Origin of the sequence: Micromonospora sp. NPDC049891 (assembly GCF_040660295.1) — a bacterium.
Taxonomy (GTDB): domain Bacteria; phylum Actinomycetota; class Actinomycetes; order Mycobacteriales; family Micromonosporaceae; genus Micromonospora.
In genome coordinates, this window is sequence record NZ_JBFAML010000008.1 from 185,122 (window position 1) to 208,488 (window position 23,367).

Here is a 23,367-nt window from a genome sequence, read left to right on the forward strand (position 1 = left end):
CGTTACACAGGGCCGAAGTATTTCCCGACGTGTCGCAGACCTGGCGGACCGGTTGTCCGTCGGGTGTGGTTGACAACCGGCGGTCCGGCTGATCCGCAGTAGAGACGCTGTTAGTGCTGGTGAGGGGCGGGATCGGCAGCGGGCGTCCCGGCCCGGTCGGGGGCGGTGCCGGGCGCTGGCCGGACGCCTGCGGTGCGTTGCCGTCGCACTCGTTCCGCACCGTCGGTGATGTCGTCAGGTTCCGTCGACGGGACTCGCCGTACCCTCCTGGACGGTTGACGCGTTCACCCGAGCGAGGCGGACGACGGCGACCCGTGGTTCGCGGGCATGGCCGTGCGGATCGGGCTGTGCCAGACTCAGCCACCGTGCAGGATCCTGACTCAGTCGCCGGTCCCAACCTCGCCGATCGCCTCCGCCACGCCGCGGAGCTGCACGCCGGCAAGCCCGCACTGCACTGGCAGGACCGGACGATCACCTGGTCCGAACTGGACGAGGCGGTGAGCGGGGTGGCCCGGGCACTGACCGACGCGGTGCCGGGGGGCGACGCGACCCAGCCGGGTGCGCGGGTCGCCGTGGCGCTGCCCAACGTGCCGGAGTTCGTGATCAGCCTGCTCGGTGCGCTGCGGGCCGGTTTGACGGCGGTACCGGTGAATCCCGGCTTCACCGCGCGCGAGCTGCGGCACGTCCTGGCGGACTCGGGTGCGTCGGTGCTGATCGGTACCGAGCGGATCCGGGATCTGGTGGCGGAGCTGGAACTGCCCGCGCTTGTCGCGGTGTACACCGACGCGCCCACGGCCGGCGGCGACCGGACGTTTCCGACCCGGGCTGCCGACGACCTGGCGGTCCTGCTCTACACCTCGGGCACCTCGGGCTGGCCGAAGGGGGCGATGCTCTCGCACGGGGCGTTGGCGGCCAACCACGAACAGGTCGCCCGGATCGAACCCCCGGTGGTCGGCCCTGACGACACGGTGCTGCTGGCCCTGCCGCTGTTCCACGCCTACGGGTTGAACGCCGGGTTGGGCGCGGTGATCCACAATGGTGCCACCGGGGTGCTCGTCGACGATTCGGGCTCCGACGCGGCGCTGGCCGAGATCGCCCGACACCGGGTGAGCGTGCTGGTGGGCGTACCGTCGATGGTGCAGACCTGGTCCCGGGCGGACGCCGACAGCCTTGCCGCGGCGATGGCGGCGGTGCGGATCGTGGTCTGCGGCGCGGCGCCACTGGAGCCGGCCGACGCGGCGCGGTTCACCGAGGCAACCGGTCGCCCGGTGCACGTCGGGTACGGCCTGACCGAGACCGCCCCGGTGCTCACCTCGACCCTGGTCGCCGGTGAGCCCAGGCCCGGATCGATCGGTCGTCCCCTGCCCGGGATCCAGGTGCGGCTGGTCGGGGCGGACGGTACGGAGCTGTGGCGCGACGGAGTCGCCGCGCCCGACGACGACCCGGACGAGATGGACCTCACCGACCCCGCCTCGGGCACCGATCCGGGTCAGCTCGTGGTGCGCGGCGCGAACCTCTTCTCCGGGTACTGGCCGGACGGCGCGGGTGGGCCGGACGCCGACGGGTGGTGGGCCACCGGTGACGTGGCGTACGCCGACGCCGACGGCGATCTCTTCCTGGTCGACCGGCTCGGCGAGCTGATCCTGGTCAACGGCTTCAACGTGTACCCGCACGAGGTGGAACTGGTGTTGTCGGCACATCCGGCGGTGGTGGAGTCGGCGGTAGTGGGCGTGCCGCACCCGAGGACCGGGGAGACTGTCCGGGCGTACGTGGTGCCACAGGCCGAGGTGGCCGGTACCGAGCTGATCGCCCACTGCACGCGTAATCTGGCCAGATTCAAGTGCCCGACCGAGGTCGAGTTCGTCGACGTGCTGCCGCGCTCGGTGATCGGGAAGGTGCGCAAGACCGTGCTCGGCACGACGGAGGAGACCGATGCGTGAGCCCCGCCTGACCCTGATCACCCGCCCCGGCTGCCACCTCTGCGAGGACGCCAAGGCGGCGCTCGACCGGGTGGTCGCGGTCACCGGTGACCGGTGGACCGAACGGGATGTCAGCGGTGACGTGGAGATGGAACGTGAGTACGGTGACCGGCTGCCGGTGGTGCTGCTCGACGGCCGGGAACACGGGTACTGGCGGGTCGAGGAGGAGCGGCTGCTGCGGGACCTGACCACCCCGCAGCTCTGAGGTCTCCACGCCACCGGGGCTGCCGGATAGGGTGCGGCGATGACCCCTGCGAGCCCTCATCTGGTGTGGGACTGGAACGGCACCCTGCTCAACGATCTCAGCCTGGTGGTGGCCTGCACCAACGCGGTGTTCGCCAGTGAGGGTGGGCCGAGCGTCACCCCCGACGAGCACCGGGTCCGGTTCCGCCGGCCGATCGCCGACTACTACGCGGAGGTGCTCGGCCGGGCGGTGGACGACGACGCCTTCGGGCGGCTGGACAAGATCTTTCACGACGCTTACCGGGTCGGCCTGACCACGTGTGAGCTGGCACACGACGCCGTGGACGCGATGGCGGCCTGGTCCGGCAGCCAGTCCCTGTTGTCGATGTGGTTCCACGACGAACTGGTGCCCACCGTCGAGACGTACGGCCTGAGCGCCCGGTTCGCCCGCGTCGACGGGCTACGGGCGCAGGTCGGCGGCGACCGTAAGGCGGAGTCACTGGCGCGGCACCTCGACGCGCTGGGCGTCGACGGTCGGTCGGTGGTGCTGATCGGCGACTCGCTCGACGATGCCGACGCGGCCCTTTCCGTCGGTGCCCGGGCCGTCCTCTACACCGGCGGTTTCACCGACCGTTCCCGCCTGCTCGCCTCCGGCCACCCGGTCGCCGACACCCTCACCGAGGCCGTGACCCTCGCCACCACTTTCGCCGATCCACCCCGTCGATCATGAAGTTGTCGCCCTCAAAATCGGCGTGTCGGGGCGATAACTCCATGATCGACCAATTGGAATGGGGTCGGGGGCGGTGTGGGATTGGTCAGAGAAGTCGGGATTGAGGGATAATCGCGCGGGTGCTTACGGCGAGGTGGTGATCGATCTTGTGGGATGGAGGGGCCGGTGGGGGCGCGGGCCGTGCCAGCAAGATCGCGATTTGTGCACGTCTTCACAAGCGCCTACTCTGTAATTCCGACGCGCCCTGCTAGCACAGCCGGCAACATCGGTCGCCAGTGGGAGTCCCGAAACGGCCGACCGGTGGAGTTGGTCGAGGATCGCACCGCACGGAGTCTCATGAGTCAGCACCGTCACCCTGGCGCGCCCGGTCGCGCCGGTGCCGTACCGGCGCTCCCGGACCTGCCCGAGGCGACGGTGGCCCGGCTCCCCGAATACCTCCGTGCCCTGCACAATCTCGCGGAAACCGGTCACGAGACGGTTTCCAGCGAAGGGCTGGCCAACGCCGCCGGAGTGAACTCGGCAAAGCTCCGCAAGGACCTGTCCCAGCTCGGCTCGTACGGCACCCGGGGCGTCGGCTACGACGTCGGGCTGCTGATCGATCAGATCGAGTACGTGCTCGGGCTCACCCAGCGCCGAGCCGTCGCCCTGGTCGGAGTGGGTAACCTCGGTCACGCCCTGGCCGGCTACGACGGTTTCGCCAGCCGCGGTTTCCGGATCGCCGCGCTCTTCGACGCGGACCAGGAGCGGGTCGGCGAGGAGATCAACGACCTGGTCGTACAGCACATCGACGAACTGCCCCGGGTGGCCGCCGAGGAATCCATCGCGATCGGGGTCATCGCCACCCCGGCCGCCGCCGCACAACGGGTGGCGGACCAGTTGGTCGCCGTCGGCGTGACGAGCATCCTGAATTTCGCCCCGTGCGTACTCTCGGTTCCCGAGGGGGTCGACGTGCGCAAGGTCGACCTCGCCATCGAGTTGCAGATCCTGTCGTTCCACGAGCACCGCAAGGCATCCCTGACCGCGCTCCCCGCCGCCGGTGGGTCCGCCCTCACCGCCCTGCCAGGTGGTCTCGCGGTCACCGAGAGCCAGGAGGCGATCGGCACGTGAAACTCCTCGTCGTGGGCGCGTCCTACCGCACCGCACCGGTCGCCACCCTGGAACGGCTCGCGGTGTCACCCAGCGGGCTCGACCGCACCCTGGGGCGCCTGGTCGCGCAGCCGTACGTGAGCGAGGCCGTCCTCGTCTCCACCTGCAACCGGGTGGAGGTCTACGCGGCGGTGTCCGGCTTCCACGGCGGCCTCGGCGACATCTGCGCCGTCCTCGCCGAGCAGGCGGGCTGTCAGCCGGCCGCGCTGGCCAACAACCTCTACGTGCACTTCGACTCGGCGGCGGTGGATCACGTCTTCCGAGTGGCCGCCGGCCTCGACTCGATGGTGATCGGCGAGGCGCAGATTCTCGGGCAGTTGCGCGACGCCTACCACTGGGCCAGTGCTGCGGACACCGCCGGACGCCTGCTGCACGAGCTGATGCAGCAGGCGCTGCGGGTGGGCAAGCGGGCGCACTCGGAGACCGGCATCGACCGTGCCGGCCAGAGCGTGGTCACCGCCGCGCTGGGCCTCGCCGCCGGTCACCTCGACGACGACCTGACCGGTCGTCCCGCGCTGATCGTCGGGGCCGGGGCGATGGGCTCACTGGGCGTGGCGACGCTCTCCCGGCTCGGTGCCGGGCCGCTGACCGTGACGAACCGGAGCACGGACCGGGCCGTCCGGCTGGCTGAGTCGTACGGCGCCGGTGCGCGGCCGATGGCCGAACTGGCCGACACCCTCTCCACGGTGGACATCGTGGTGGCCGCCACCGCCTCTCCGGAGCCGGTCCTCACCCGCGAGGTGGTCGCCGCGGCGGCCGCCGGCCGGGACCCCGGGCGTGGCCCGCTGGTCCTGCTCGACCTCGCGGTACCGCGAGACGTCGGCCCCGGCGTCGCCGAACTACCCGGCGTCGAGGTGATCGACATCGACCGGATGGCGGCGTTGCTCGCCGACGGTCCGGTCGCCGCTGACGCCGCCGCCGTCGAACGGATCGTGGCCGGCGAGGTCGAGTCCTTCCTCAGTTGGCTGCGTGGTGCCGACGTGGCGCCGACCGTCGCCGCCCTGCGCGGCCGGGCCGACGACGTGGTCACCGCCGAGCTGCGCCGGCTCGCCCAGCGCCGTCCCGACCTCAGCGACGACCAGCGCGCCGAGGTCGCCCGCACCGTGCACCGGGTGGTCCAACGACTGCTGCACCAGCCGACCGTCCGGGTCCGCCAGCTCGCCGCCGAACCCGGCGGTGACCAGTACGCTGCCCTGCTGCGTGAGCTGTTCGATCTCCAGGTCCCGCAGACCTCGCCGGTGGACACCGTGCCCGACATCACCCCACCCGCAGGAGGCGAGCGATGAACGAGGCCCCGCTGCGCCTCGGTACCCGGGGCAGCAAGCTGGCGATGGCCCAGTCCGGGCACGTCGCCGAAGCGCTGACCGCCCGAACCGGACGCCCCGTCGAGCTGGTCGAGGTGGTCACCGCCGGCGACCGGTCCAACGCGCCGGTGCACCGCCTCGGCGTCGGCGTGTTCGTCTCCGCGCTGCGTGACGCCCTGGTGGCCGGGACGATCGACTTCGCGGTCCACTCGTACAAGGACCTGCCCACCGCGACCGCGGCGGGGCTGCACATCGCCGCGGTGCCGCCGCGCCAGGATCCGCGCGACGCGCTCGTCGCCCGCGACGGCAGGACGCTTGCCGAACTCGATCCCGGCGCGGTGGTCGGCACCGGCGCGTTGCGCCGGATCGCCCAGCTGCACGCGTTGGGCATGCCACTGTCGGTCACCCCGATCCGGGGCAACATCGACACCCGGCTGGCCCGGGTGCTCGGCCCGGAGGCCGACCTGGACGCCGTCGTCCTGGCCCGGGCGGGCCTGGCCCGCATCGACCGCGCCGACGCCGTCACCGAGACGCTCGACCCGATGCTGATGCTGCCGGCTCCCGCTCAGGGGGCCCTGGCGGTGGAGTGCCGGGCCGACGACACCGACCTGGTCGAGCTGCTCGCGACGCTCGACCACGCACCGTCACGCGCCGCGGTCACCGCGGAGCGGGCGATGCTGGCCACCCTGGAGGCCGGATGCTCCGCACCGGTCGCCGCATACGCCGTCGTCGCCGAAGGCGAGCCAACCGGCTCAGGTGTCGAGGGTGACGTTGTTGAAGAGATCTACCTGCGCGGGGCGGTGATCAGCCCGGACGGCACCCGCGAGATCCGGCTGTCCCGCACCGGAACGCCCGCCGATGCGGCGGAGATCGGTAAGGCACTCGCCGCCGAACTCCTCGACCTCGGCGCCGACTCGATCCTCGGCCCGCAAGGACACGACGGCCCGGGGACCCAGCAATTTGGGAGCACAGAATGACCCGCACCCGTAAGCCCGTAGGCCGCATCGCGTTCGTCGGGGCAGGACCCGGCGACCCGGGCCTGCTGACCCGCCGGGCGCACGACGCCCTGGTCGACGCCGACCAGGTGGTGTACGACCGGGGAGTCCCCGAGTCGCTGCTCGACGCCGTCCGGGTCGAGGCCAGGTCCGACGCCCAGTTCACCCCGGCCGAGGGCGCGCCGGGCGACGTGGCCAAGATCCTGATCTCGGCGGCCCGTTCCGGGCAGAACGCGGTGCACCTGGTGGCCGGCGACCCGTTCGGTCACGACTCGGTGGTCAAGGAGGTGCAGGCGGTGGCGCGAACCGCCGCGCACTTCGAGGTGGTTCCCGGGGTCGGCCAGGCCGAAGGGGTGGCCACCTACGCCGGCGTGCCGCTGCCGGGCGTACGCACCGCCGCCGACGTCGAGGACGTCAGCAACCTGGACTTCGACGCGCTGGCGGCGGCCGTGCAACGCGGCTCGCTCGCGCTCGCGGTCGACGCCGGTGACCTGGCCGCGATCCGGGACGGGCTGCTCGCCGCCGGCGTGGACGGCACCACCGACGTCGGGGTGACCGGCGACGGCACCGGGGAGACGCAGTACACCACCACGTCGACCGTGGACTCCTTCGTGGCGGCGGCACTCGGCTTCACCGGCCGGGTCGTGCTGACCGTCGGCGACGGTGTGGGCCAGCGGGACAAGCTCAGCTGGTGGGAGAACCGTCCGCTGTACGGCTGGAAGGTGCTGGTGCCCCGCACCAAGGAGCAGGCCGGCGCGATGAGTGCCCGGCTGCGGGCGTACGGGGCGATCCCCTGCGAGGTGCCGACCATCGCGGTGGAGCCACCGCGTACCCCGGCCCAGATGGAGCGGGCGGTCAAGGGGCTTGTCGACGGCAGGTACGCCTGGGTGATCTTCACGTCGGTCAACGCGGTACGGGCGGTCTGGGAGAAGTTCGCCGAGCACGGTCTGGACGCCCGGCACTTCGGTGGCGTCAAGATCGCCTGTATCGGCGACGCGACAGCCGACGCGGTCCGCGCCTTCGGCATCCAGCCGGAGCTGATTCCCTCCGGTGAGCAGTCCTCCGAGGGCCTGTTGGCCGAGTTCTCGCCGCACGACGAGGTGCTCGACCCGGTCGGCCGGGTGCTGCTGCCGCGGGCCGACATCGCCACCGAGACGCTCGCCGCCGGGCTCACCGAGCGCGGCTGGGAGGTCGACGACGTGACCGCGTACCGGACGGTCCGGGCCGCCCCGCCGCCCGCCGAGATCCGGGACGCGATCAAGTCGGGCGGGTTCGACGCGGTGCTGTTCACCTCGTCCTCCACGGTCCGGAACCTGGTCGGCATCGCCGGCAAGCCGCACACGCGTACCGTTGTCGCTGTCATCGGGCCCAAGACTGCGGAGACCGCGACGGAGTTCGGCCTGCGGGTCGACGTCCAGCCGCCGCACGCGTCGGTGCCCGATCTGGTGGAGGCGCTCGCCGGCTACGCCGTCGAGCTGCGGGAGAAGCTCGCCGCGATGCCGGCGAAGCAGCGCCGTGGTTCGAAGGTCCAGGGGCCGACCGCGCTGAGGTTCCGGTAGCCGATCCGGCTCCGGCTGGTCGTCAGGGAGGGTTCATGCCGTACCCAGAGATTCGGCCCCGTCGGCTGCGCCGCACCGCGGCGATGCGTCGGCTGGTCTCCGAAACCCGCGTCGACCCGGCCGAGCTGGTCGTGCCGATGTTCGTCAAGGAGGGGCTGACCGAGCCACGCGCCATCTCCTCGCTGCCGGGTGTGCTTCAGCACTCGCGCGATTCGTTGCGCAAGGCGGCGGTGGAGGCGGTGCAGGCCGGCGTCGGCGGAATCATGCTGTTCGGGGTGCCGGCGTCGCGCGACGAGTACGGCTCCGGCGGCATCGACCCGAACGGGATTCTGAACGTGGCGATCCGTGACGTGGTCGCCGAGGTGGGCGACGCCACCGTGGTGATGAGCGACCTCTGCCTGGACGAGTTCACCTCGCACGGTCACTGCGGGCTGCTCACCCCGGCGGGTGAGGTCGACAACGACGCCACCCTCGCCGCGTACGCCGAGATGGCGGTGGCCCAGGCCGCCGCCGGGGTCGGGGTGGTCGGTCCGTCCGGGATGATGGACGGCCAGGTCGGGGTGGTACGCCAGGCACTGGACGCGGCCGGTCACACCGACGTGGCCGTGCTCGCGTACGCCGTGAAGTACGCCTCGGCCTTCTTCGGCCCCTTCCGTGACGCGGTGGAGTCGGCGCTGGAGGGGGACCGGCGGGCCTACCAGCAGGATCCGGCGAACCTACGCGAGTCGCTGCGCGAGGTCGCGCTGGACGTCGCCGAGGGTGCCGACATGGTGATGGTCAAGCCGGCACTGCCGTACCTCGACGTGGTGGCGGCGGTCCGCGCCGCCGTGGACGTCCCCGTGGCGGCCTACCAGGTCTCCGGCGAGTACGCGACTGTCGAGGCGGCCGCCGCGAACGGCTGGATCGACCGGGAGCGGATGATGCTGGAGACCCTCACCTCCATCCGCCGCGCCGGCGCCCAGATCATCCTCACCTACTGGGCAGTCGAGGCCGCCCAACTGCTCCGCCAGCGTTACTGACTGGCCGACCGCAGCGCACGCCATGATGCTGCCGGCTGGCGGCTGGCTGGTTCGCGCAGCACCCCCCACGGCGATGGCAGACCGGCTTCGTCCGAGCGCCCTCCGGCCACAGCCGGTCGGAGCGCGCCCGGCCAGCCGTAACCCTGAGTACTTTCTGTTACCCCCGCCGATCTACCCCGCACATCCTTTGCTCTGCTTCAACCCACGCACAGCTCGCGGAGGGTAGTTGTAGGCGCGATAGCGGCGTCGCCGCGCCCTGAGCCATCGCTGGTCACAGCCCTTTGCGTGGATTGAAGCAGAGCAAAGGCGCGGAGGTGTTGTTGGTTGGAGCTGAGGGAACGGCCGCCGCCGTCACTCCAAGTGATTGTTACTTACGGTAGTGGGTCGGTCGTCGCCTCCGCAGCCGTCGGCTCGGCCGGGAGCGGCTCTTCCGGCGACCCCGGGGCGGGGATGACGCGGGCTGTGTGGCGAGGGCGGGTTATCCACAGGCTTTTCCACAGGGGTTTTCGGCGGCGGCAAGGTCGGTGCATGCCTTCCGTCTTCGAGCCGCCGGACCTCGGCCCCACGGTCGGTCCCTTTCCCATCGCCGGTCTGGTGCGGCGCGCCCGGCGGATCGTCGGGCTCAGCCAGCTGCGGATGGCCCGGTTCGCCAAGGTCGCCCCGTCGACCGTCGCGCGCGTCGAGGCGGGCAGTTTGACACCGAGCCTGGCCGTGCTGGAGCGGCTGCTGGGTGCGGCCGGGCTCTACCTCGTGGCCGTCGATCAGGACGGGCGGGTCGTGCTGCCGATGGAAGTCTGGGACGACACCCGGGACGGCGCGGAGCGTCGCTACCCGGCGCACCTGAACACCATTCTCGATCCGGAACCGGGCGAATGGTGGGCGGACATCTACGGTCTGGCCCGACCCCCGGAGACCTACCACCGTTCCCGAGCCGACCGGGAGGCGCGGCGGCGCCGCAGCCAGTGGGAGGTGCGGGTGGCCAAGTACCGGAACGTGCCCCCGCCGCCGGACCCGCGCACCTGGTACCAGGACTGACGGCCGGGAGTCGACAGGTCAGCGCGTCGCGTCGAGGCGGTGGACCAGCTCGGCTACGTCGACGCTGTATTCGCACCAGTCCCGGTCGGTGCGGTAGCCCAGCTCGGCGTTGACCTTGAGCATGGCCTCGTTGGCCTGGGCGTTCCAGGTCTGCACCTCGGTCAGCTGCGGCTCGGCCGAGCGCAGCTCCAGCAGCATCCGGGCCTTGATCGCCCGGTCGATGCCGTAGCCCCGGTGGTCCTGCACCACGATCGTGTCGTACTGGTCGGCGCGGGTCGGATGCTGAGCCGGCACGACCACCTCGGTCAGGCCGGCCACCTCGCCGGTCTGCTCGTGCAGGGCGAGCACGATGTACGGCTTCATGCCCCGCCGGTGCAGGCAGTCGAGGCTGTCCCGGAGCCGCTGCGGATCGTACGAGCTGGGTCGGAGCTCGCCGTCCTCGATGTCCCGGACCTCGGCCTTGGCCCGCGCGTACGCGTCGATCAGCTCGTCCGGCGGGCCACCGGGATGGAACTGGACGCGGTAGCCCGCGCCGACACCTGTGGACATCTCCGCCAACTCGGCCCAGTCGACGCCGGCGAGATCGAGGACGCTGCGGGTCTCGACGTACTCCCGGGTGAAGCCGAGCGATTCGTAGAAGGCGACGGCGGGAGTGTCGCCGACCACCTCCACCCCGATCGACTCGAAGCCCTCCTGGTAGACGCGGCGAGCCGCGCGCAGGACCAGATCACGGCCCAGACCGCTGCGCCGCACGGACGGGTGGACCAGGACCTCCAGCACGCCGATGTTGCCCAGCAGCAACACGTGCACCTGGCCGAGAATGGCACCGGGGCTGCCGTCGACGTCCGGATCCTCCTGGGCGATCCAGGAGATCCTTCGTTCGCCCGGCATCACCTCGGCGAGGTACTCCCGCAGGGAACTCTCCCGCCACGGCGGATCCTGCGGGAGATCGGCCGCCAGGACCGCGTTCAGCGTGTCCAGCAGCGACGCGATCTCGGCGGACGACGCGGTCCTGGGGTCCCACTCGCGCACCATCACCCGTCTAGCTTGCCGTTAACCGCAGCCGGGGGGAAGTGTCCAGTTCTCCAATGTATGCGGACGATCACTTCACGTGCGACTGGCCTGTCCGTACCGGTTGGCGGCGTCGAAGACGTCCTGGGCGTACCTTCGGACATCGTTGTACGACAGGATCGCGTTCCACCAGTCACCCGGAATGGTGAGGTTCCGGCCGCCCTTGCACAGGTACATGCCGGCGGCGAGCGCGGCGTCGTGGATGTTGTGCGGGTCCTTGCGGCCATCGTTGTCCGCGTCGGCGCCGATCTCCTGCCAGGTGGTCGGGATGAACTGCATCGGCCCGATCGCCCGGTCGTAGGTGGTGTCGCGGTCCAGCTCACCCCGGTCGGTGTCGGCGATCCGCATCCGGCCGCCCTGGCCGTCCAACGGCAGACCGATGATCTCGGGGACCGCTCGGCCGTCCGCACCGAGCTGGGCGTTGTTGGCCTGGCCGTGGCGGGACTCGACCAGACCGATAGCGGCCAACGTGGTCCAGCTCAGGCCGCAGCTGCGATCGGTTTCGGCGAGCACCAGCTCGGCGTACCCGTACGCCTGCATGGCGATCGGGTCGATGCCGACCTTGGCACCCGTGTCGCGGGCCCAGCCGGCCAGGGCGTCGGACGGGCGTCCACCGGCGGGAACGGTGCTGCCCGGCGGGGTCGCGCCCGGCGGGAGGGTCGCGGTGGGTGGCGGGAACTGCCCCGGTGGCGGTACCGCACCGGACGGCGGCAGGTCGCTGGGCAACGCGTCGGGCGCGTCGGCGGTGGCGTCCACCGCCACCGGACGCGGGGCGCCGAGGGTCGCGGGCACCAGCAGCGCGCCGGCCGTGGCGGTCGCGGCGACCAGGGCGAGCAGGAACACGCCGGGCAGGGTCAGCCGACCGCTGGGCCGGCGTGACCAGTCACGGGTCGCCCGAGCCGCGGCGCGGGGTCCCGGCAGACGTACGGCGTGTGCGAAGCGCACCCGGCGACGCCGGGTTGCCGGCGGACCGGATTCCGGAGTGGACCCCTCGACAGTGGTCTTCGGCGTCGACCCGGCACCGGAAGTGTCATCCGGCCCGGTCGCGGCGCCGTCCACAGCGGTATCGGTGGCGGTGACCCGGCCGGCGGCATCATTCGGGGCCTTGTCGGCGGGCTCGGCGGGAACCGACTCGGTGATCGGTGCGTCCGGAGCCGCTTCGTCGACCGGTCTGCCGGGCCCCAGCCAGGGCCGGCGGGGCCGGGGCAGCCCGGTCGCCGGCCCGTCCGGGTCGGCGCCGGAGCCGGCGCGCGGCGTGGCCGGTCGGAGGGGCCGAAGGGTCGTGCGCTCTTCGCCGTCTGCCACCCGTCGAGTATCACCCATGTCTCCGTCGACGTCAGGTCCGGTCGTAGGCTGATGGCATGCCCCGGTACGAGTTCCGTTGTCGCGCCTGCGGCGACACCTTCGAGGTCAACCGTCCGATGGCGCGGTCCGGTGAGCCGGCGCCCTGCCCGCAGGGGCACGCCGACACGGTGAAACTGCTCTCCACGGTCGCGGTGACCGGTCGTGGTGGTGGCGGGTCCGGTGCCTCGCCCGCGCCCGCCGGCGGCGGCTGCTGTGGTGGCGGCTGCGGCTGCTGATCACGCCGGCACGGTTCGTGGATGGGTGGTACGGGTGATGCCGGCCTTGCCCGGACGCAGGGTCCGATGGCACCTTGGGTCGGAGTCTCGGCCGGCCGTTCTCACGATGCGTGATGATCTGGTCTCGGGAAGTATGGTGCCGAGACCAGGGGGGAGGTTCCACGCATGCCGCCACGGATCCACCTCCCGACCGGCTGGGTGACATTCGTCTTCACCGACATCGAGGGCTCCACCCGGTTGGCGCAGCTGCTCGGGTCCGGCTACCGACCGGTGCTGGCCGAACATCGGCGGCTGCTACGCCTGACGATCGCGGCGACCGAGGGCGCGGAGCTGCTGACCGAGGGCGACTCGTTCTTTCTGGCCTTCGACGATGCCGGGGCGGCGTTGACCGCCTGTCTGACCGCGCAGCGGGCCCTCGGTGAACACGACTGGCCGACCCCCGAGGCGGCCCCCCGGGTCCGGATGGGACTGCACACCGGCTGGGCGGAGCCACGGGACGGCGAGTACGCCAGCCCAGAGGTGCACCGGGCGGCCCGGGTCGCCGCCGCCGCGCACGGCGGGCAGATCCTCTGCTCGGGTGCCACGGCACGGCGGGCCGATCCACTGCCGAGCGGTGCCTCCCTGCTCGACCTCGGGCTGCACCGGTTGCGCGGCTTCGACGACCGGGAGCGGCTCTTCCAGCTCGTCGCGCCCGGCCTGGAGCGGCAGTTTCCGCGACCGCGTACCGCCGACGCGGTGGCGCACAATCTGCCGATCCAGGTCACCACGTTCGTCGGTCGGCAGACCGAACGCGCCGAGCTGAGGCGGCTCGTGGCCCGGCATCGGCTGGTCACCGTGCTCGGCGCGGGTGGCAGCGGCAAGACCCGGCTGGCCGTCGAGTTCGCCACCGACCTGGTGGACGAGTACCCGGACGGGGTCTGGTTCGTCGACATCGCCGCGGTCACCGACCCCGGCCTGGTCGCGTTCGCGGTCGCCGCCGTGCTCGGGCTGCGTCCGGAGCCGGGTCGCCCGATGGTCGACACGCTTGTGGAGTACGCCGCGCCCCGCCGGATGCTGATCGTGCTCGACACCTGCGACGCCCAGCCGGCGTCCTGCGCCGAGGCGGTGTCCCGGCTGCTGGCGGGCGGCGGTGGCGTGCGGGTGCTGGCGACGACCCGGGAACCGCTGGCGCTGCCGGGCGAGGTGGTGTGGCGGATCCCGCCGCTCTCCGTCGACCCGGCGCCCGACGGCACCGAGAGCGATGCGGTGGCCCTGCTGTTGGACCGTACGGCGGCGGCCCGGGGCGGGCGGCAGCCCGACCCGTCCGAGTCGGCCGACGTACGGCGGGTGGTGCGAAGACTCGACGGGTTGCCGTTGGCCATCGAGTTGGCCGCGGCCCGGCTACGGGTGCTCTCGGTGGGCCAGCTCGCCGAGCGTCTCGACGACGTGCTCGGCACGCTCGACGCCGGCCGCGAGGATCCACTGCCGCCACCAGCCGACCGGGGTAACGCCGGCAACCAGCGGGACACCGTCGACCTGGCCGCGGCGGCTGCCGGCGTCAGCCCCTCGACCCCGGCCACCCGGGCGGTGGCCCGCTCGGCTGTCGAACGGCACCTGACCATGCAGGCGACGGTGACCTGGTCCTACCGGACGCTCGGGCCGCGTGCCGCGCGTCTGCTGCGCTGGTTGGCGGTCTTCGCCGGCCCGGTCGACCTGCCGACTGTGGAGTGGCTGCTCGACGACGACCCGCTCGACCCGCTGTCGGTGCTTGTCGACAAGTCCATGGTGCTGGCGGAGCCGCACGCGGCCGGCTGCACGTACCGGATGCTCGACCCGATCCGGGCCTACGCGGCGCGCCGGCTCGCCGAAGCCGGCGAGGAGCAGGCTGCCCGTGACCGGCACGTGGCCTGGTCGGCGCACGCCCTGGAACGGGCGCACCTCGGCCCGGACGGGCAACCTGTGACGCTCTCGCTGTACGCGCTGGATCCACTCGCCGGGGAGCTGCGCGCCGCGCTGCGCTGGTGTGCCACAGGTGGTAGCGCCCGGGCTGGTCTCCGCCTGGCCGGCGGGCTGGACCAGTGGTGGCGCGAGCGCGGACTGGCCCGGGAGGGGCGGCTCTGGCTGTTCCGGTTGTACGGGCGACTTGCCGAGACCGGCGAGCCGATCCCGGAGGACGAACTGGCGGCGGCCTACCACATGCACTCGCTGCACGCCGGGGGCGACGGTGAGTTCGGCGAGGAGCTGCGCTTCTCACAGCGGGCCGAGGCGGCCGCCCGTCAGGCCGCGGACGCGGGTCTGCTGGCCCGGGTGCTCGCCGGTCGCGCCGCCCCGCTCGTCGACATGGGGCAGTTCGCCGAGGCGGAGCGGGTCTGCCGGGAGGTCATCGACTGGGCGCAGGGACAAGGCGTCGAGTCGGAGGCGTTGTTCGCCGTGTTCCGGTTGGCCGAGCTGCTGTGGCGGCGGGGTGCGCTGGACGAGGCGGCGGAACTGCTCGGTGCGGCCCGGCCGGTGGAGGCGTCCCGGCCGGTCGACCGGGGGCGACGCTCGGTGGACATGCTGCTCGGCATGGTCGCGTTGGCTCGGGGCGACCTGGTGGCCGCGCACGAGCATCTGCTGGTGGCGCTCCGGTCGCGAATGAATCACGGCTTCCACGGGCGGGCCTGCGACACGTTGAACGCCATCGCGGTGCGCTGCGCCGTCGGTGACCAGCCGCTGACCGCGGCCCGGCTCTTCGGTGCCGCCCAGGCGACCCGGGCGGGCCTGCGGTCGACGTCGGGCATCTACGAGGGTTACTGGACGGAGCGGCAGGCGGCGCTGCGGCGGCTGCTGGGCGACGCCGCCTTCGACGAGGCGTACGGCGAGGGGGCCGAGCTGGGGCTGGACGAGGCGGTCGCGCTGGCGCTCGGTGTCGAACATCCCGATCTGGCTGCCGACTCCGGGCGGTTCGCGACGGGGGCGGGTCGCGCCGCGCCGCGCCAGCCCAGCACCGTCGATCGTCACACCGAGCACGCCTGACCAGGCGGACGCCCGGCCAGCACCGCGGCCGGGCGTCCCTCTGTGCTGGTCAGACGCGAGCGCGGCGCTCGGCGTCGGCCTTCATCCGAGCCGCCCGGTCGATGTCGGACTGCTGGACGGCGGCTACCGATCCGAAGATGGCGACCGCCTGGTAGTAGGTCCACGCCAGGCTCAGGCAGGCCGGCCGGACGACGGAGTTGTAGGTGGCACAGGACCGCTTCAGATCCTCGTAGAAGGCGCTGTCGAGGCGCGGCTTGTTGGCACTGAACTGGCCGACCGCCTTGTAGTTGCGGTAGCCGAAGTCGTGGCGGGCGCAGGAGAGGCTGAACTTGAACCCGAGCGGGTTGTCCGGGCTGGACGAGCAGTAGTCGGTGGACCAGTCGAAGTTGTACTCGGCCCAGGGCGCCCGGTTCTGCCGGGCGGAGTTCCAGGCGTTGTAGCTGCTGGCGCTGGTCTGGGTCCAACTGGACAGGACGGACAGCTTCTGCTGTGGAGTGACGGCGGCCGTGGCGGGGGAGGCGACGGCGAGGGCGGTGAGCAGCGCGAGTACGCCGGAGGCGAGGATGGTGGCGAGACGTCTGGGCACGGTGATACCTCCGCGGGGGTGTGCGGTGGAGCCACTTGTTACCGGCGAGTTACCGGGGTTCGATCAGTGTCGATCAATGGCGCGGCCTGCCGGTGTTACCCGCGAGAAATATTGGTGACCTGTGCCGAAACAGACGAATGCCCTGGACACCTGTGGTGTCCAGGGCACTGGTAGGCGGGCGGTCTAATCGAAGAAGCGGGCCAGGTGGGTGGCGGAGGGGCCGTCGTCGTCCGGTCCCAACGGAGTGAGGTCGGCGAAGATCGACGCACCGTCGCTGCCGGCGTGCAGTGGATACCAGCGCGGGGTGCCCGGCGGTCGCATCACGCAGACGCCCTTGACGGTCTGCACGTCCAGCAGCCGCACGTGGGTCGGGTCGGCCACCGCGTTCACATGACCCCACCAGGGGCTCATCACGTGCAGCACGCCCCCCGGCCGGAGCACCCGGTGACACTCGTCCACCAGGGGCAGGAAGTCGATCAGGTGTTCCAGGATGTGCACCGCGAACAGCACGTCGACCGAGTCGTCGGCCAGCGGCAGGGAGCCGGACAGATCGGCGACCGCGTCCACCCCGGGGGCGGGGAAAATGTCGAGCCCGAGATTGCCCGGCCACTGCTTGGTGGCCCCGCAGCCCAGGTCGACCACCACCGGGTCGCGTCCACCCACCCGCACCCGGCACCAGACACCGAAGACGCCGGCCAGTCGGCCGACCTGCTCCCGTACCAGTCGTAGTTGGGCCGGCTCGTCGACCTCGCCGGTCAGGTGGGCGACGCCCCGGTCGAAGCGGACCTCGACGCCGAGCGGGCGTAGTCGCTCGTCGTGGCGGACCTGGTCCGTCCACGCCTCGGTGAGGAACCCGTCGACCGCCCGCAGCCGCTCGGCGGAGGGCGGAGTGTGTGCCAACGCGACCATACCGGCCACCTCCGGCCCGCCCGTTACCCGGATAGTTGACCGGTATGCGTTGGTTGTTCCTTGAATTCGCGCCGGGTCAGCGCGGGAGTGGCCGCCGGGGACGTCCGGTGCGCATCCGCTGCCGTGGCGCGGCCGCCGTCCTGGGCCGCTTCAGGTGGTAGCGGTGCAACTCGTTGTTCCCCGGCAGGGACGGGTCCTCGCTCATCGCGACGAGTTCCCAGCCCTGGTCGCCGGCCCGGTTGAGGTGGGCCAGCGCGGTGTCGCCGTACGGCGTGACGTCGATCATGGAGCCGTCGGGGCCGTACCAGGAAAAACTGACCTCGAAGCCGAGGTCGTTGGCGGCGGCTTGGCGGCGCCGCACCAGCAGGGCGTACTCCCACCTGAGCATGGGGTCATTCTCGCCCCGCCGTCCGGATTCCGCCCGGATCAAAACTCGGTGATCCGCCCGCTGTCCACCCGCAACCGCCGGTCGAGGCGTACCGCCTCCAGCATCCGCCGGTCATGGGTCACCAGCAGCAGCGTGCCCGGAAAACCGGCCAGGGCGGACTCCAACTGCTCGATCGCCGGCAGGTCGAGGTGGTTCGTCGGCTCGTCCAGCACCAGCAGGTTCACGCCGCGCCCCTGCAACAGAGCCAACGCGGCCCGGGTGCGTTCGCCCGGGGATAGCGTCGCGGCCGGTCGCAGCACGTGCTGTGCGCGCAGGCCGAACTTGGCCAGCAGCGTACGCACGTCCGCCGGGGAGATGTCCGGTACCGCGGCCCGGAAGGCGTCAAGCAGCGGCACGTCACCGAGGAACAGGCCCCGGGCCTGGTCCACCTCGCCGACCACCACACCAGGCCCGAGGGCGGCCTGGCCGGCGTCCAGCGGCAACCGGCCGAGCAGGGCCGCCAGCAGGGTCGACTTGCCGGAACCGTTCGCCCCGGTGACCGCCACCCGGTCCGCCCAGTCGATCTGAAGGTTCACCGGGCCGAGGGTGAAGTCGCCCCGGCGTACCACAGCATCGCGGAGAGTGGCCACGACGGCGCCGGCGCGGGGCGCGGCGGCGATCTCCATCCGCAGCTCCCACTCCTTGCGCGGCTCCTCCACCACCTCCAGGCGCTCGATCAGCCGCTCGGTCTGCCGGGCCTTCGCCGCCTGCTTCTCGGACGCCTCGGACCGGAACTTGCGGCCGATCTTGTCGTTGTCGGTGGCCTTGCGTCGGGCGTTGCGGACGCCCTTCTCCATCCAGGCCCGCTGGGTACGCGCCCGTGCCTGGAGCCCGGCCCGCGTGTCGGCGTACTCCTCGTAGTCGGCGCGCGCCTGGCGGCGGGCCACCTCCCGCTCCTCCAGGTACGCCGTGTAGCCGCCACCGAAGTGGTTGACCTGCTGCTGGTGCACGTCCAGTTCCAGCACCGAGGTGACCGTGCGGGCCAGGAACTCCCGGTCGTGGCTGACCAGCACCGTGCCGGCGCGCAGCCCGGTGACGAACTCCTCCAGCCGGTCCAGGCCGGCCAGGTCGAGATCGTTCGTCGGCTCGTCGAGCAGGAAGATGTCGTACCGGCTGAGCAGCAGCGACGCCAGCCCGGCGCGGGCCGCCTGCCCACCGGAGAGGCTTGTCATCTCCTGATCGAGGTCAACGGAGAGTCCCAGCTCGGCGGCCACCGCCTCGGCCCGCTCGTCCAGGTCGGCCCCGCCGAGCCCGAGCCAGCTCTCCAGGGCGGCGGCGTACGCGTCGTCGGCGCCGGGCAGGCCGGCGGTAAGTGCTTCCGTCGCCGCGTCGAGGGCGGCCTGCGCAGCGGTCACGCCGGTGCGGCGGGCCAGAAACGCCCGCACCGTCTCCCCGGGGCGGCGCTCCGGCTCCTGGGGCAGGTGCCCGACGCTCGCGCCGGGCGGGCTCACCGTGACGCTGCCGGCCTCGACCGGCAACAGACCGGCGAGCGTACGCAGCAGCGTCGACTTGCCGGCTCCGTTGGCCCCGACCAGGCCGACCACGTCGCCGGACGCGACCACGAGGTCCAGACCGGTGAAGAGGGTTCGTTCCCCGTGCCCGGCGGCGAGGTCCCTGACGATCAGCGTGGCGCTCACAAGCAGCCGAGCCTACCCGTCACCGCGCGGGCGACCCCCGGGACGAGGCAGACTCACATTCGTGTTGACCACTCTGGCGATCGACTGTGGGGGCGGCGGGATCAAGGCGTCGGTTCTCGACGGCGCGGGCACGATGCGGGCCCAGCCGATGCGGGTGCCGACGCCGTACCCCCTGCCGCCGGACCTGTTCGTCCAGACGCTTGTGGAACTCGGCAACCGACTGCCGGCGGCCGGGCGGGTGACGGTGGGGATGCCCGGCATGATCCGGCACGGCGTGGTGGTGGCCACCCCGCACTACGTGACCCGGTCGGGCCCGCGCAGCCGGATCGACCCGGCGCTGCTCGCCGAGTGGTCCGGGTTCGACGCCCGCAGCGCTCTCTCGGCCGCGTTCGGCCTGCCCGCGCTGGTCCTCAACGACGCCGAGGTGCACGGTGCCGGGGTGGTCGCCGGCACCGGCTGCGAACTGGTGCTGACCCTCGGCACCGGGCTGGGCAGCGCCCTCTTCGACGGCGGGGTGCTCGCCCCGCACCTCGAACTGTCACACGCCCCGGTGCGCTGGGGCACCACCTACGACACGTACGTGGGTGAGCCGGAGCGTCGGCGGCTGGGCGACGCGTTCTGGTCCCGGCGGATCCGGCAGGTGGTGGAGGGCCTACGCCCGGTGTTCCGCTGGGACCGGCTCTACCTGGGCGGCGGCAACTCGCGACGGATCCGCTCCGAACAGCTCACCCGGATGGGTGACGACGTGGTGGTGGTCCCCAACAGCGCCGGCATAGTCGGCGGCGTCCGCGCCTGGGACCTCGCCACCGTCTGAAGACCGTCTCTCAGGCAGGGAAAGCGACCGGGAACAGTCGCGGTACGGCCGGTGTTGTGCCAGCGTCGGAGCAGTGGTGCGAACGGAGGGGGTGGCGGCATGGATCTTCTGGCCGAGTACCGGCGGGCGACCCTGTTCTTCGAGGCGGGCGACCCGAGCAGCGCGGCCCGCCTGCTCGAACCGATCATCGAGGCGGAGCCGGACAACGCCGCCGTGCGGCAGTTGCTGGCCCGGGCCTACTTCCAGTCGGCCCAGCTCAGCCGGGCCGAGCAGCAACTGCGGGAGCTGGTCGACCGCAACCCCAGCGACCACTACGCCCACCACGTGCTGGGCCGGACGCTGGAGCGGCTCAACCGCTACACCGACGCGCTGCGTCACCTGCGCATCGCGGCGGCCATGCACTCGTCGAACGACGACTACACAGCGGCCCTGCGCCGGGTCGAGACCCGGGTGGGCAACGGCCGCTGACCCCGGACACGTATCGAGAGGGCAGCCCGTCCGGGCTGCCCTCTCGACGTCTGCCGGGTTCCGGCAGCCGGCGTGCCCAGGATCGCCGGACCCGCGCCCGGCGTGCCTACGATGGCCGCATGAGAGCCGATCGGGCGGTGGACGTGGCATGAAGCTGAAGCTGGATCTGCACGACATCTTCAACAAGGGCCACGACATCGACCGGGCGCTGCGCGGGATCATGGACGAGGCGGTGGCCAAGAAGGCCACTCTCGTCGAGATCATCCCGGGCAAGGGCTCCGGCCAGCTCAAGAAGCGCGTGCTGCGCTTCCTCGACCAGAAGGACGTCAAGCAGCTCTACCACCGGGTCGAGAAGGACTCCAAGAACTTCGGCCGCCTCTTCGTCCACTTCCGCTGGAAGTAGCCGCCTCAGAGGGGGTAGGTGCGGGCTACGGCGAGCATTTCGGAGGTGTGGGAGCCGGCGACGCCGACGTCCGGTGGGCGGGGGCGGAAGCCGGGGAGGGCTGCTAGGCCGTCGCTGGCGTCCATCGCGCGCAGCGCGATGCGGTCCGCCTTCGGCGTGACGGTCAGCGTGACCTCGATCCCCTCGGGCGGCGGGGCGTGGAAGACCACCCCGAACCCCCAGCGGCCGTCGCGTTCCTCCACCGGCACCGCCCGGCCCGCCACCCGGGCTTCGCGCACCGTCGCGGTGGACGTGTCGACGTGCAGGGTGGTCAGGCGTACCTGGCGTTGCGGGGTGAGCCGAAGGGTCAACGTGCGCTCACTGCCGCTGGTGGTGTCGGCCAGCACGTCCAACCGGGGCGCGGGCAGGTCGGCGGGCTGTGCCGGGCCGCCGAGCAACTCGTCGCCGCCGATCCCGGGGAACTCGTCGGCGACCTGGACCGGTCCGTCGACGTACTCGTCGGTCCAGGGCTGTGGCTCGCTCTCGTGGCTGAGCCAGCGGGCCTGGCCGGTGCCGGCGTCCAGCGCGTACATCAGGTGGGTGGGCGCGGGGTGCGCGGCGTCGAACCGGTCGACGGCGATGCCGGTCCCGGCGAGGACCACCGCGGCGAGCGCGGCGGCCCCGGCTGGCAGGCCACCGAGTCGGCGGGCCCGCAGCGCCACCATGCCCCGCTGGCCGCCGGCCTGCGGGTGCAGCAGGTCGATCACGGGCAGCGCGGCCAGACCGAGCAGTACCGCGAAGAGCGCCGCGACCCCACCCATCGCCATGCCCAGCGCCGAGAAGAGCAGTACCACTGTGGGGAGCAGCAGGATCACCGCGACCGCCGCCGAGGCGGTCACCGCGATCACCGGTACCGGGCCGTCGATGCGGGTGGCCAGCGCCACCAGCCCGCCGAGCGCCCCGGCCAGGGCGGGCAGGGTCGCCAGGTAGGCCCCGCCGGGTGCCAGGAACGCGAGCAGCACGCCGAGCAGCGCCAGCCAGCCGAGCCCGCCGATGGCCAGGGCGGCCGGGCCGATCCGGCGTCGGGTCAGCGCGTACCAGGCGAACACGACGGCGGCGGCGAGCGACAGCACGGCCAGCCGGTACCAGGTCGGCCGGTACGGGTCGAGCAGTTCGGCGTAGCCCGGCCGGAGAGCGAGGATCGCCGCCCAGAGGAGCTGGGCGCCCACTGGCGCCACCACGATCGGCACCAGGGCCAGGCCGAAACCGGCGGCCAGCCGGCCAGCGGTGACCCGGTTCCGGCGCCGGGCCAGCCAGCCGAGCACGACCACGCCGCTCAGCGCGAGCAGCGCCAACGGCAGCACCAGCCAACCGGGGTAGCGGGCCAGCCCACCGGGGACGGGGAAGTAGGTCGCGTCGTGGTCGGCACGCAGGTCACCGAAGTCGATCCGCCCGAACTCCCGGGTGAGACCCAGGGTGTTGTCGCCGTGGTGCTGGAGGCTGGCCCGGTCCATCGAGGCCGGGGTGTCCAGCGGCGTGTGGTAGATCGCACCGCCGTCCAGGTACGCCGAGTTGAGCCCGAGGAACCCTTCGTCGAGGAAGGCGGTGAAGTCGGTGTCGTTGGGCAGGGCGCGGTACACCTCCACCGCGAACGAGGTGCCCACCGGGTGCGGTGCGGCGCGGCCGAAAACCTCGACCAGGCGGGCGTTCTCCGGCGACGTCTCGAACATGATCACCGGACCGGTACGCCCCCGTGCCTCCAGGTTGAGCACCACTCCCTTGCCGGCGGCCAGCGGGTGCTCGGAGGCGAACGCCGAGGCCCCGCAGAGGCACGCCTCCTCGGCGTCGGTGAGGACGAAGACGACGTCGTTGCGGGGTGCCGGGCCGCCGGACAGCGCGCGGGCCACTTCCAGGATGGTCGCGACCCCGGCGGCGTCGTCGTTGCCGCCCGGCCCGGTCTGCACCGCGTCGTAGTGCGCGACCAGGAACACCGTGCCGGTGGGATCGGTGCCGGGCAGCCGCGCCACCACGTTGCGGACCCGGGCCAGGGTGGCACCACCGGCCGCGCCGCTGAGCTGTCCGGCCTCCTCGGCGACGGTGTCCTGCACCTGCGTCTCCAACCCGAGGCCACGCAGTACGCCTTCCAGGTAGCCGCGGACCTCGTCGTTGGCCGGGCTGCCCGCGACGTGCGGCCGCCCGGCGACCTGCGTCACGTGCGGGTACGCGCGCCCCGCGCTGAACTCGCCGGTCGGCGTGTCGGCCGGCCGGGGCGCCGGAGGGCGAAGATCGAGCAGGGCGCCCGCGCCGACGGCGACGAGCGCGACGAGTGCCGCCAGCGCGGCGAGGGCACGTCGACGTGGCCGGGTGAGGGCGCGGTCGGCGGCGGGGCTGGGGGGTGCGCCCACGGGTGACTCCTCGCGAGGGGGTGGTTCAGGGGTGCACATCATCCTCCATGCCACCTGAGGGTGCCCGGTCGTGTTGTGTGCGAACGTTGTCTAATACAGGATCAGCAGGGCACTCGGAAGGAGCCCGACATCACCAGCGATCTT

20 protein-coding genes and 1 pseudogene are annotated in these 23,367 nt (G+C 72.3%); 14 read left to right on the forward strand and 7 right to left on the reverse strand.

Annotation, left to right across the window (positions count from 1 at the left end; translation table 11 throughout):
- The first annotated feature begins 365 nt into the window (after positions 1-365).
- The 9 genes from AB0I71_RS13425 (at position 366) to AB0I71_RS13465 (ending at position 9,950) form a co-directional block, all read left to right on the forward strand.
- A complete protein-coding gene (locus tag AB0I71_RS13425; RefSeq protein ID WP_357584154.1) occupies positions 366-1,940 on the forward strand; it encodes an AMP-binding protein in 1,575 nt (524 codons plus the stop codon).
- Positions 1,933-2,184, forward strand: coding sequence for a glutaredoxin family protein (locus tag AB0I71_RS13430; RefSeq protein ID WP_357584156.1), 252 nt, complete (start codon positions 1,933-1,935; stop codon positions 2,182-2,184). Before AB0I71_RS13425 ends, AB0I71_RS13430 begins: the two co-directional genes overlap by 8 nt.
- Before the next feature lie 39 nt (positions 2,185-2,223).
- The gene (locus AB0I71_RS13435; protein ID WP_357584158.1) at positions 2,224-2,892 is read left to right on the forward strand and encodes an HAD hydrolase-like protein; all 669 of its coding nucleotides are present in this window, start codon (positions 2,224-2,226) and stop codon (positions 2,890-2,892) included.
- A gap of 336 nt (positions 2,893-3,228) precedes the next feature.
- Positions 3,229-3,999 carry a redox-sensing transcriptional repressor Rex gene (locus AB0I71_RS13440; protein ID WP_357584160.1) on the forward strand — a complete coding sequence of 257 codons (771 nt, stop codon included), beginning with the start codon at positions 3,229-3,231 and terminating at the stop codon, positions 3,997-3,999.
- Positions 3,996-5,324 (forward strand): glutamyl-tRNA reductase, encoded by a 1,329-nt coding sequence (locus tag AB0I71_RS13445; protein ID WP_357584162.1) that lies wholly within the window; start codon positions 3,996-3,998, stop codon positions 5,322-5,324. Before AB0I71_RS13440 ends, AB0I71_RS13445 begins: the two co-directional genes overlap by 4 nt.
- On the forward strand, positions 5,321-6,319 hold the full coding sequence (gene hemC / locus AB0I71_RS13450) for a hydroxymethylbilane synthase (protein WP_357584164.1): 999 nt from the start codon (positions 5,321-5,323) through the stop codon (positions 6,317-6,319). The genes AB0I71_RS13445 and hemC overlap by 4 nt, the downstream gene beginning before the upstream one ends.
- On the forward strand, positions 6,316-7,896 hold the full coding sequence (locus AB0I71_RS13455) for a uroporphyrinogen-III synthase (protein ID WP_357584166.1): 1,581 nt from the start codon (positions 6,316-6,318) through the stop codon (positions 7,894-7,896). Before hemC ends, AB0I71_RS13455 begins: the two co-directional genes overlap by 4 nt.
- Positions 7,897-7,931: 35 nt before the next feature.
- Positions 7,932-8,915 (forward strand): porphobilinogen synthase, encoded by a 984-nt coding sequence (gene hemB / locus AB0I71_RS13460; protein ID WP_357584168.1) that lies wholly within the window; start codon positions 7,932-7,934, stop codon positions 8,913-8,915.
- A gap of 528 nt (positions 8,916-9,443) precedes the next feature.
- Positions 9,444-9,950, forward strand: coding sequence for a helix-turn-helix transcriptional regulator (locus AB0I71_RS13465; protein WP_357584170.1), 507 nt, complete (start codon positions 9,444-9,446; stop codon positions 9,948-9,950).
- 18 nt (positions 9,951-9,968) lie between these two features.
- Here AB0I71_RS13465 and AB0I71_RS13470 read toward each other — a convergent pair whose 3' ends face one another.
- Together AB0I71_RS13470 and AB0I71_RS13475 are read right to left on the reverse strand one after the other, a co-directional pair.
- Entirely contained in the window at positions 9,969-10,985 is a 1,017-nt protein-coding gene (locus tag AB0I71_RS13470) for a GNAT family N-acetyltransferase (protein ID WP_357584294.1), read from the reverse strand.
- Between the two features lie 72 nt (positions 10,986-11,057).
- On the reverse strand, positions 11,058-12,326 hold the full coding sequence (locus AB0I71_RS13475) for a lytic murein transglycosylase (protein ID WP_357584172.1): 1,269 nt from the start codon (positions 12,324-12,326) through the stop codon (positions 11,058-11,060).
- A 56-nt stretch (positions 12,327-12,382) separates the two neighbouring features.
- Here AB0I71_RS13475 and AB0I71_RS13480 point away from each other — a divergent pair, with 56 nt between their 5' ends.
- The gene (locus tag AB0I71_RS13480; RefSeq protein ID WP_357584174.1) at positions 12,383-12,601 is read left to right on the forward strand and encodes a zinc ribbon domain-containing protein; all 219 of its coding nucleotides are present in this window, start codon (positions 12,383-12,385) and stop codon (positions 12,599-12,601) included.
- Positions 12,602-12,766: 165 nt separating this feature from the next.
- Positions 12,767-15,595 carry an adenylate/guanylate cyclase domain-containing protein gene (locus tag AB0I71_RS13485; protein WP_357584176.1) on the forward strand — a complete coding sequence of 943 codons (2,829 nt, stop codon included), beginning with the start codon at positions 12,767-12,769 and terminating at the stop codon, positions 15,593-15,595.
- Positions 15,596-15,644: 49 nt separating this feature from the next.
- On the opposite strand, the gene AB0I71_RS13490 is transcribed toward AB0I71_RS13485, so the two are convergent.
- The 4 genes and pseudogenes from AB0I71_RS13490 to AB0I71_RS13505 form a co-directional block, all read right to left on the reverse strand.
- Positions 15,645-16,181, reverse strand: a complete 537-nt coding sequence (locus AB0I71_RS13490) for a phospholipase (RefSeq protein ID WP_357584178.1) — start codon at positions 16,179-16,181, stop codon at positions 15,645-15,647.
- A 183-nt stretch (positions 16,182-16,364) separates the two neighbouring features.
- Complete coding sequence (locus tag AB0I71_RS13495) at positions 16,365-17,090, reverse strand: methyltransferase domain-containing protein (protein ID WP_357584180.1); 726 nt, start codon at positions 17,088-17,090, stop codon at positions 16,365-16,367.
- A gap of 136 nt (positions 17,091-17,226) precedes the next feature.
- Positions 17,227-17,478, reverse strand: a pseudogene (locus AB0I71_RS13500) (hypothetical protein); the annotation flags it as partial.
- A gap of 38 nt (positions 17,479-17,516) precedes the next feature.
- Positions 17,517-19,154: an ABC-F family ATP-binding cassette domain-containing protein gene (locus AB0I71_RS13505; protein ID WP_357584182.1), complete on the reverse strand. Its 1,638-nt coding sequence runs from the start codon at positions 19,152-19,154 to the stop codon at positions 17,517-17,519.
- Between the two features lie 61 nt (positions 19,155-19,215).
- Here AB0I71_RS13505 and AB0I71_RS13510 point away from each other — a divergent pair, with 61 nt between their 5' ends.
- The 3 genes from AB0I71_RS13510 to AB0I71_RS13520 all read left to right on the forward strand — a co-directional run bounded on the left by AB0I71_RS13510 (position 19,216) and on the right by AB0I71_RS13520 (position 20,839).
- Positions 19,216-19,968 (forward strand): ROK family protein, encoded by a 753-nt coding sequence (locus AB0I71_RS13510; protein ID WP_357584184.1) that lies wholly within the window; start codon positions 19,216-19,218, stop codon positions 19,966-19,968.
- 99 nt (positions 19,969-20,067) lie between these two features.
- Positions 20,068-20,436 carry a tetratricopeptide repeat protein gene (locus AB0I71_RS13515; protein ID WP_357584186.1) on the forward strand — a complete coding sequence of 123 codons (369 nt, stop codon included), beginning with the start codon at positions 20,068-20,070 and terminating at the stop codon, positions 20,434-20,436.
- Between the two features lie 148 nt (positions 20,437-20,584).
- Positions 20,585-20,839, forward strand: coding sequence for a Smr/MutS family protein (locus AB0I71_RS13520; RefSeq protein WP_013736060.1), 255 nt, complete (start codon positions 20,585-20,587; stop codon positions 20,837-20,839).
- Positions 20,840-20,844: 5 nt separating this feature from the next.
- On the opposite strand, the gene AB0I71_RS13525 is transcribed toward AB0I71_RS13520, so the two are convergent.
- Entirely contained in the window at positions 20,845-23,223 is a 2,379-nt protein-coding gene (locus AB0I71_RS13525; RefSeq protein ID WP_357584188.1) for a M28 family peptidase, read from the reverse strand.
- Positions 23,224-23,367 lie beyond the last annotated feature (144 nt).

Excerpts from the sequence above, each read along its gene's own strand:
- AB0I71_RS13430 (WP_357584156.1), top strand. The coding sequence starts at position 1,933 with ATGCGTGAGCCCCGCCTGACCCTGATCACCCGCCCCGGCTGCCACCTC.
- AB0I71_RS13435 (WP_357584158.1), top strand. The coding sequence starts at position 2,224 with ATGACCCCTGCGAGCCCTCATCTGGTGTGGGACTGGAACGGCACCCTG.
- AB0I71_RS13440 (WP_357584160.1), top strand. The coding sequence starts at position 3,229 with ATGAGTCAGCACCGTCACCCTGGCGCGCCCGGTCGCGCCGGTGCCGTA.
- hemC (WP_357584164.1), top strand. The coding sequence starts at position 5,321 with ATGAACGAGGCCCCGCTGCGCCTCGGTACCCGGGGCAGCAAGCTGGCG.
- AB0I71_RS13455 (WP_357584166.1), top strand. The coding sequence starts at position 6,316 with ATGACCCGCACCCGTAAGCCCGTAGGCCGCATCGCGTTCGTCGGGGCA.
- hemB (WP_357584168.1), top strand. The coding sequence starts at position 7,932 with ATGCCGTACCCAGAGATTCGGCCCCGTCGGCTGCGCCGCACCGCGGCG.
- AB0I71_RS13465 (WP_357584170.1), top strand. The coding sequence starts at position 9,444 with ATGCCTTCCGTCTTCGAGCCGCCGGACCTCGGCCCCACGGTCGGTCCC.
- AB0I71_RS13470 (WP_357584294.1), bottom strand. The coding sequence starts at position 10,985 with ATGGTGCGCGAGTGGGACCCCAGGACCGCGTCGTCCGCCGAGATCGCG.
- AB0I71_RS13480 (WP_357584174.1), top strand. The coding sequence starts at position 12,383 with ATGCCCCGGTACGAGTTCCGTTGTCGCGCCTGCGGCGACACCTTCGAG.
- AB0I71_RS13485 (WP_357584176.1), top strand. The coding sequence starts at position 12,767 with ATGCCGCCACGGATCCACCTCCCGACCGGCTGGGTGACATTCGTCTTC.
- AB0I71_RS13495 (WP_357584180.1), bottom strand. The coding sequence starts at position 17,090 with ATGGTCGCGTTGGCACACACTCCGCCCTCCGCCGAGCGGCTGCGGGCG.
- AB0I71_RS13515 (WP_357584186.1), top strand. The coding sequence starts at position 20,068 with ATGGATCTTCTGGCCGAGTACCGGCGGGCGACCCTGTTCTTCGAGGCG.
- AB0I71_RS13520 (WP_013736060.1), top strand. The coding sequence starts at position 20,585 with ATGAAGCTGAAGCTGGATCTGCACGACATCTTCAACAAGGGCCACGAC.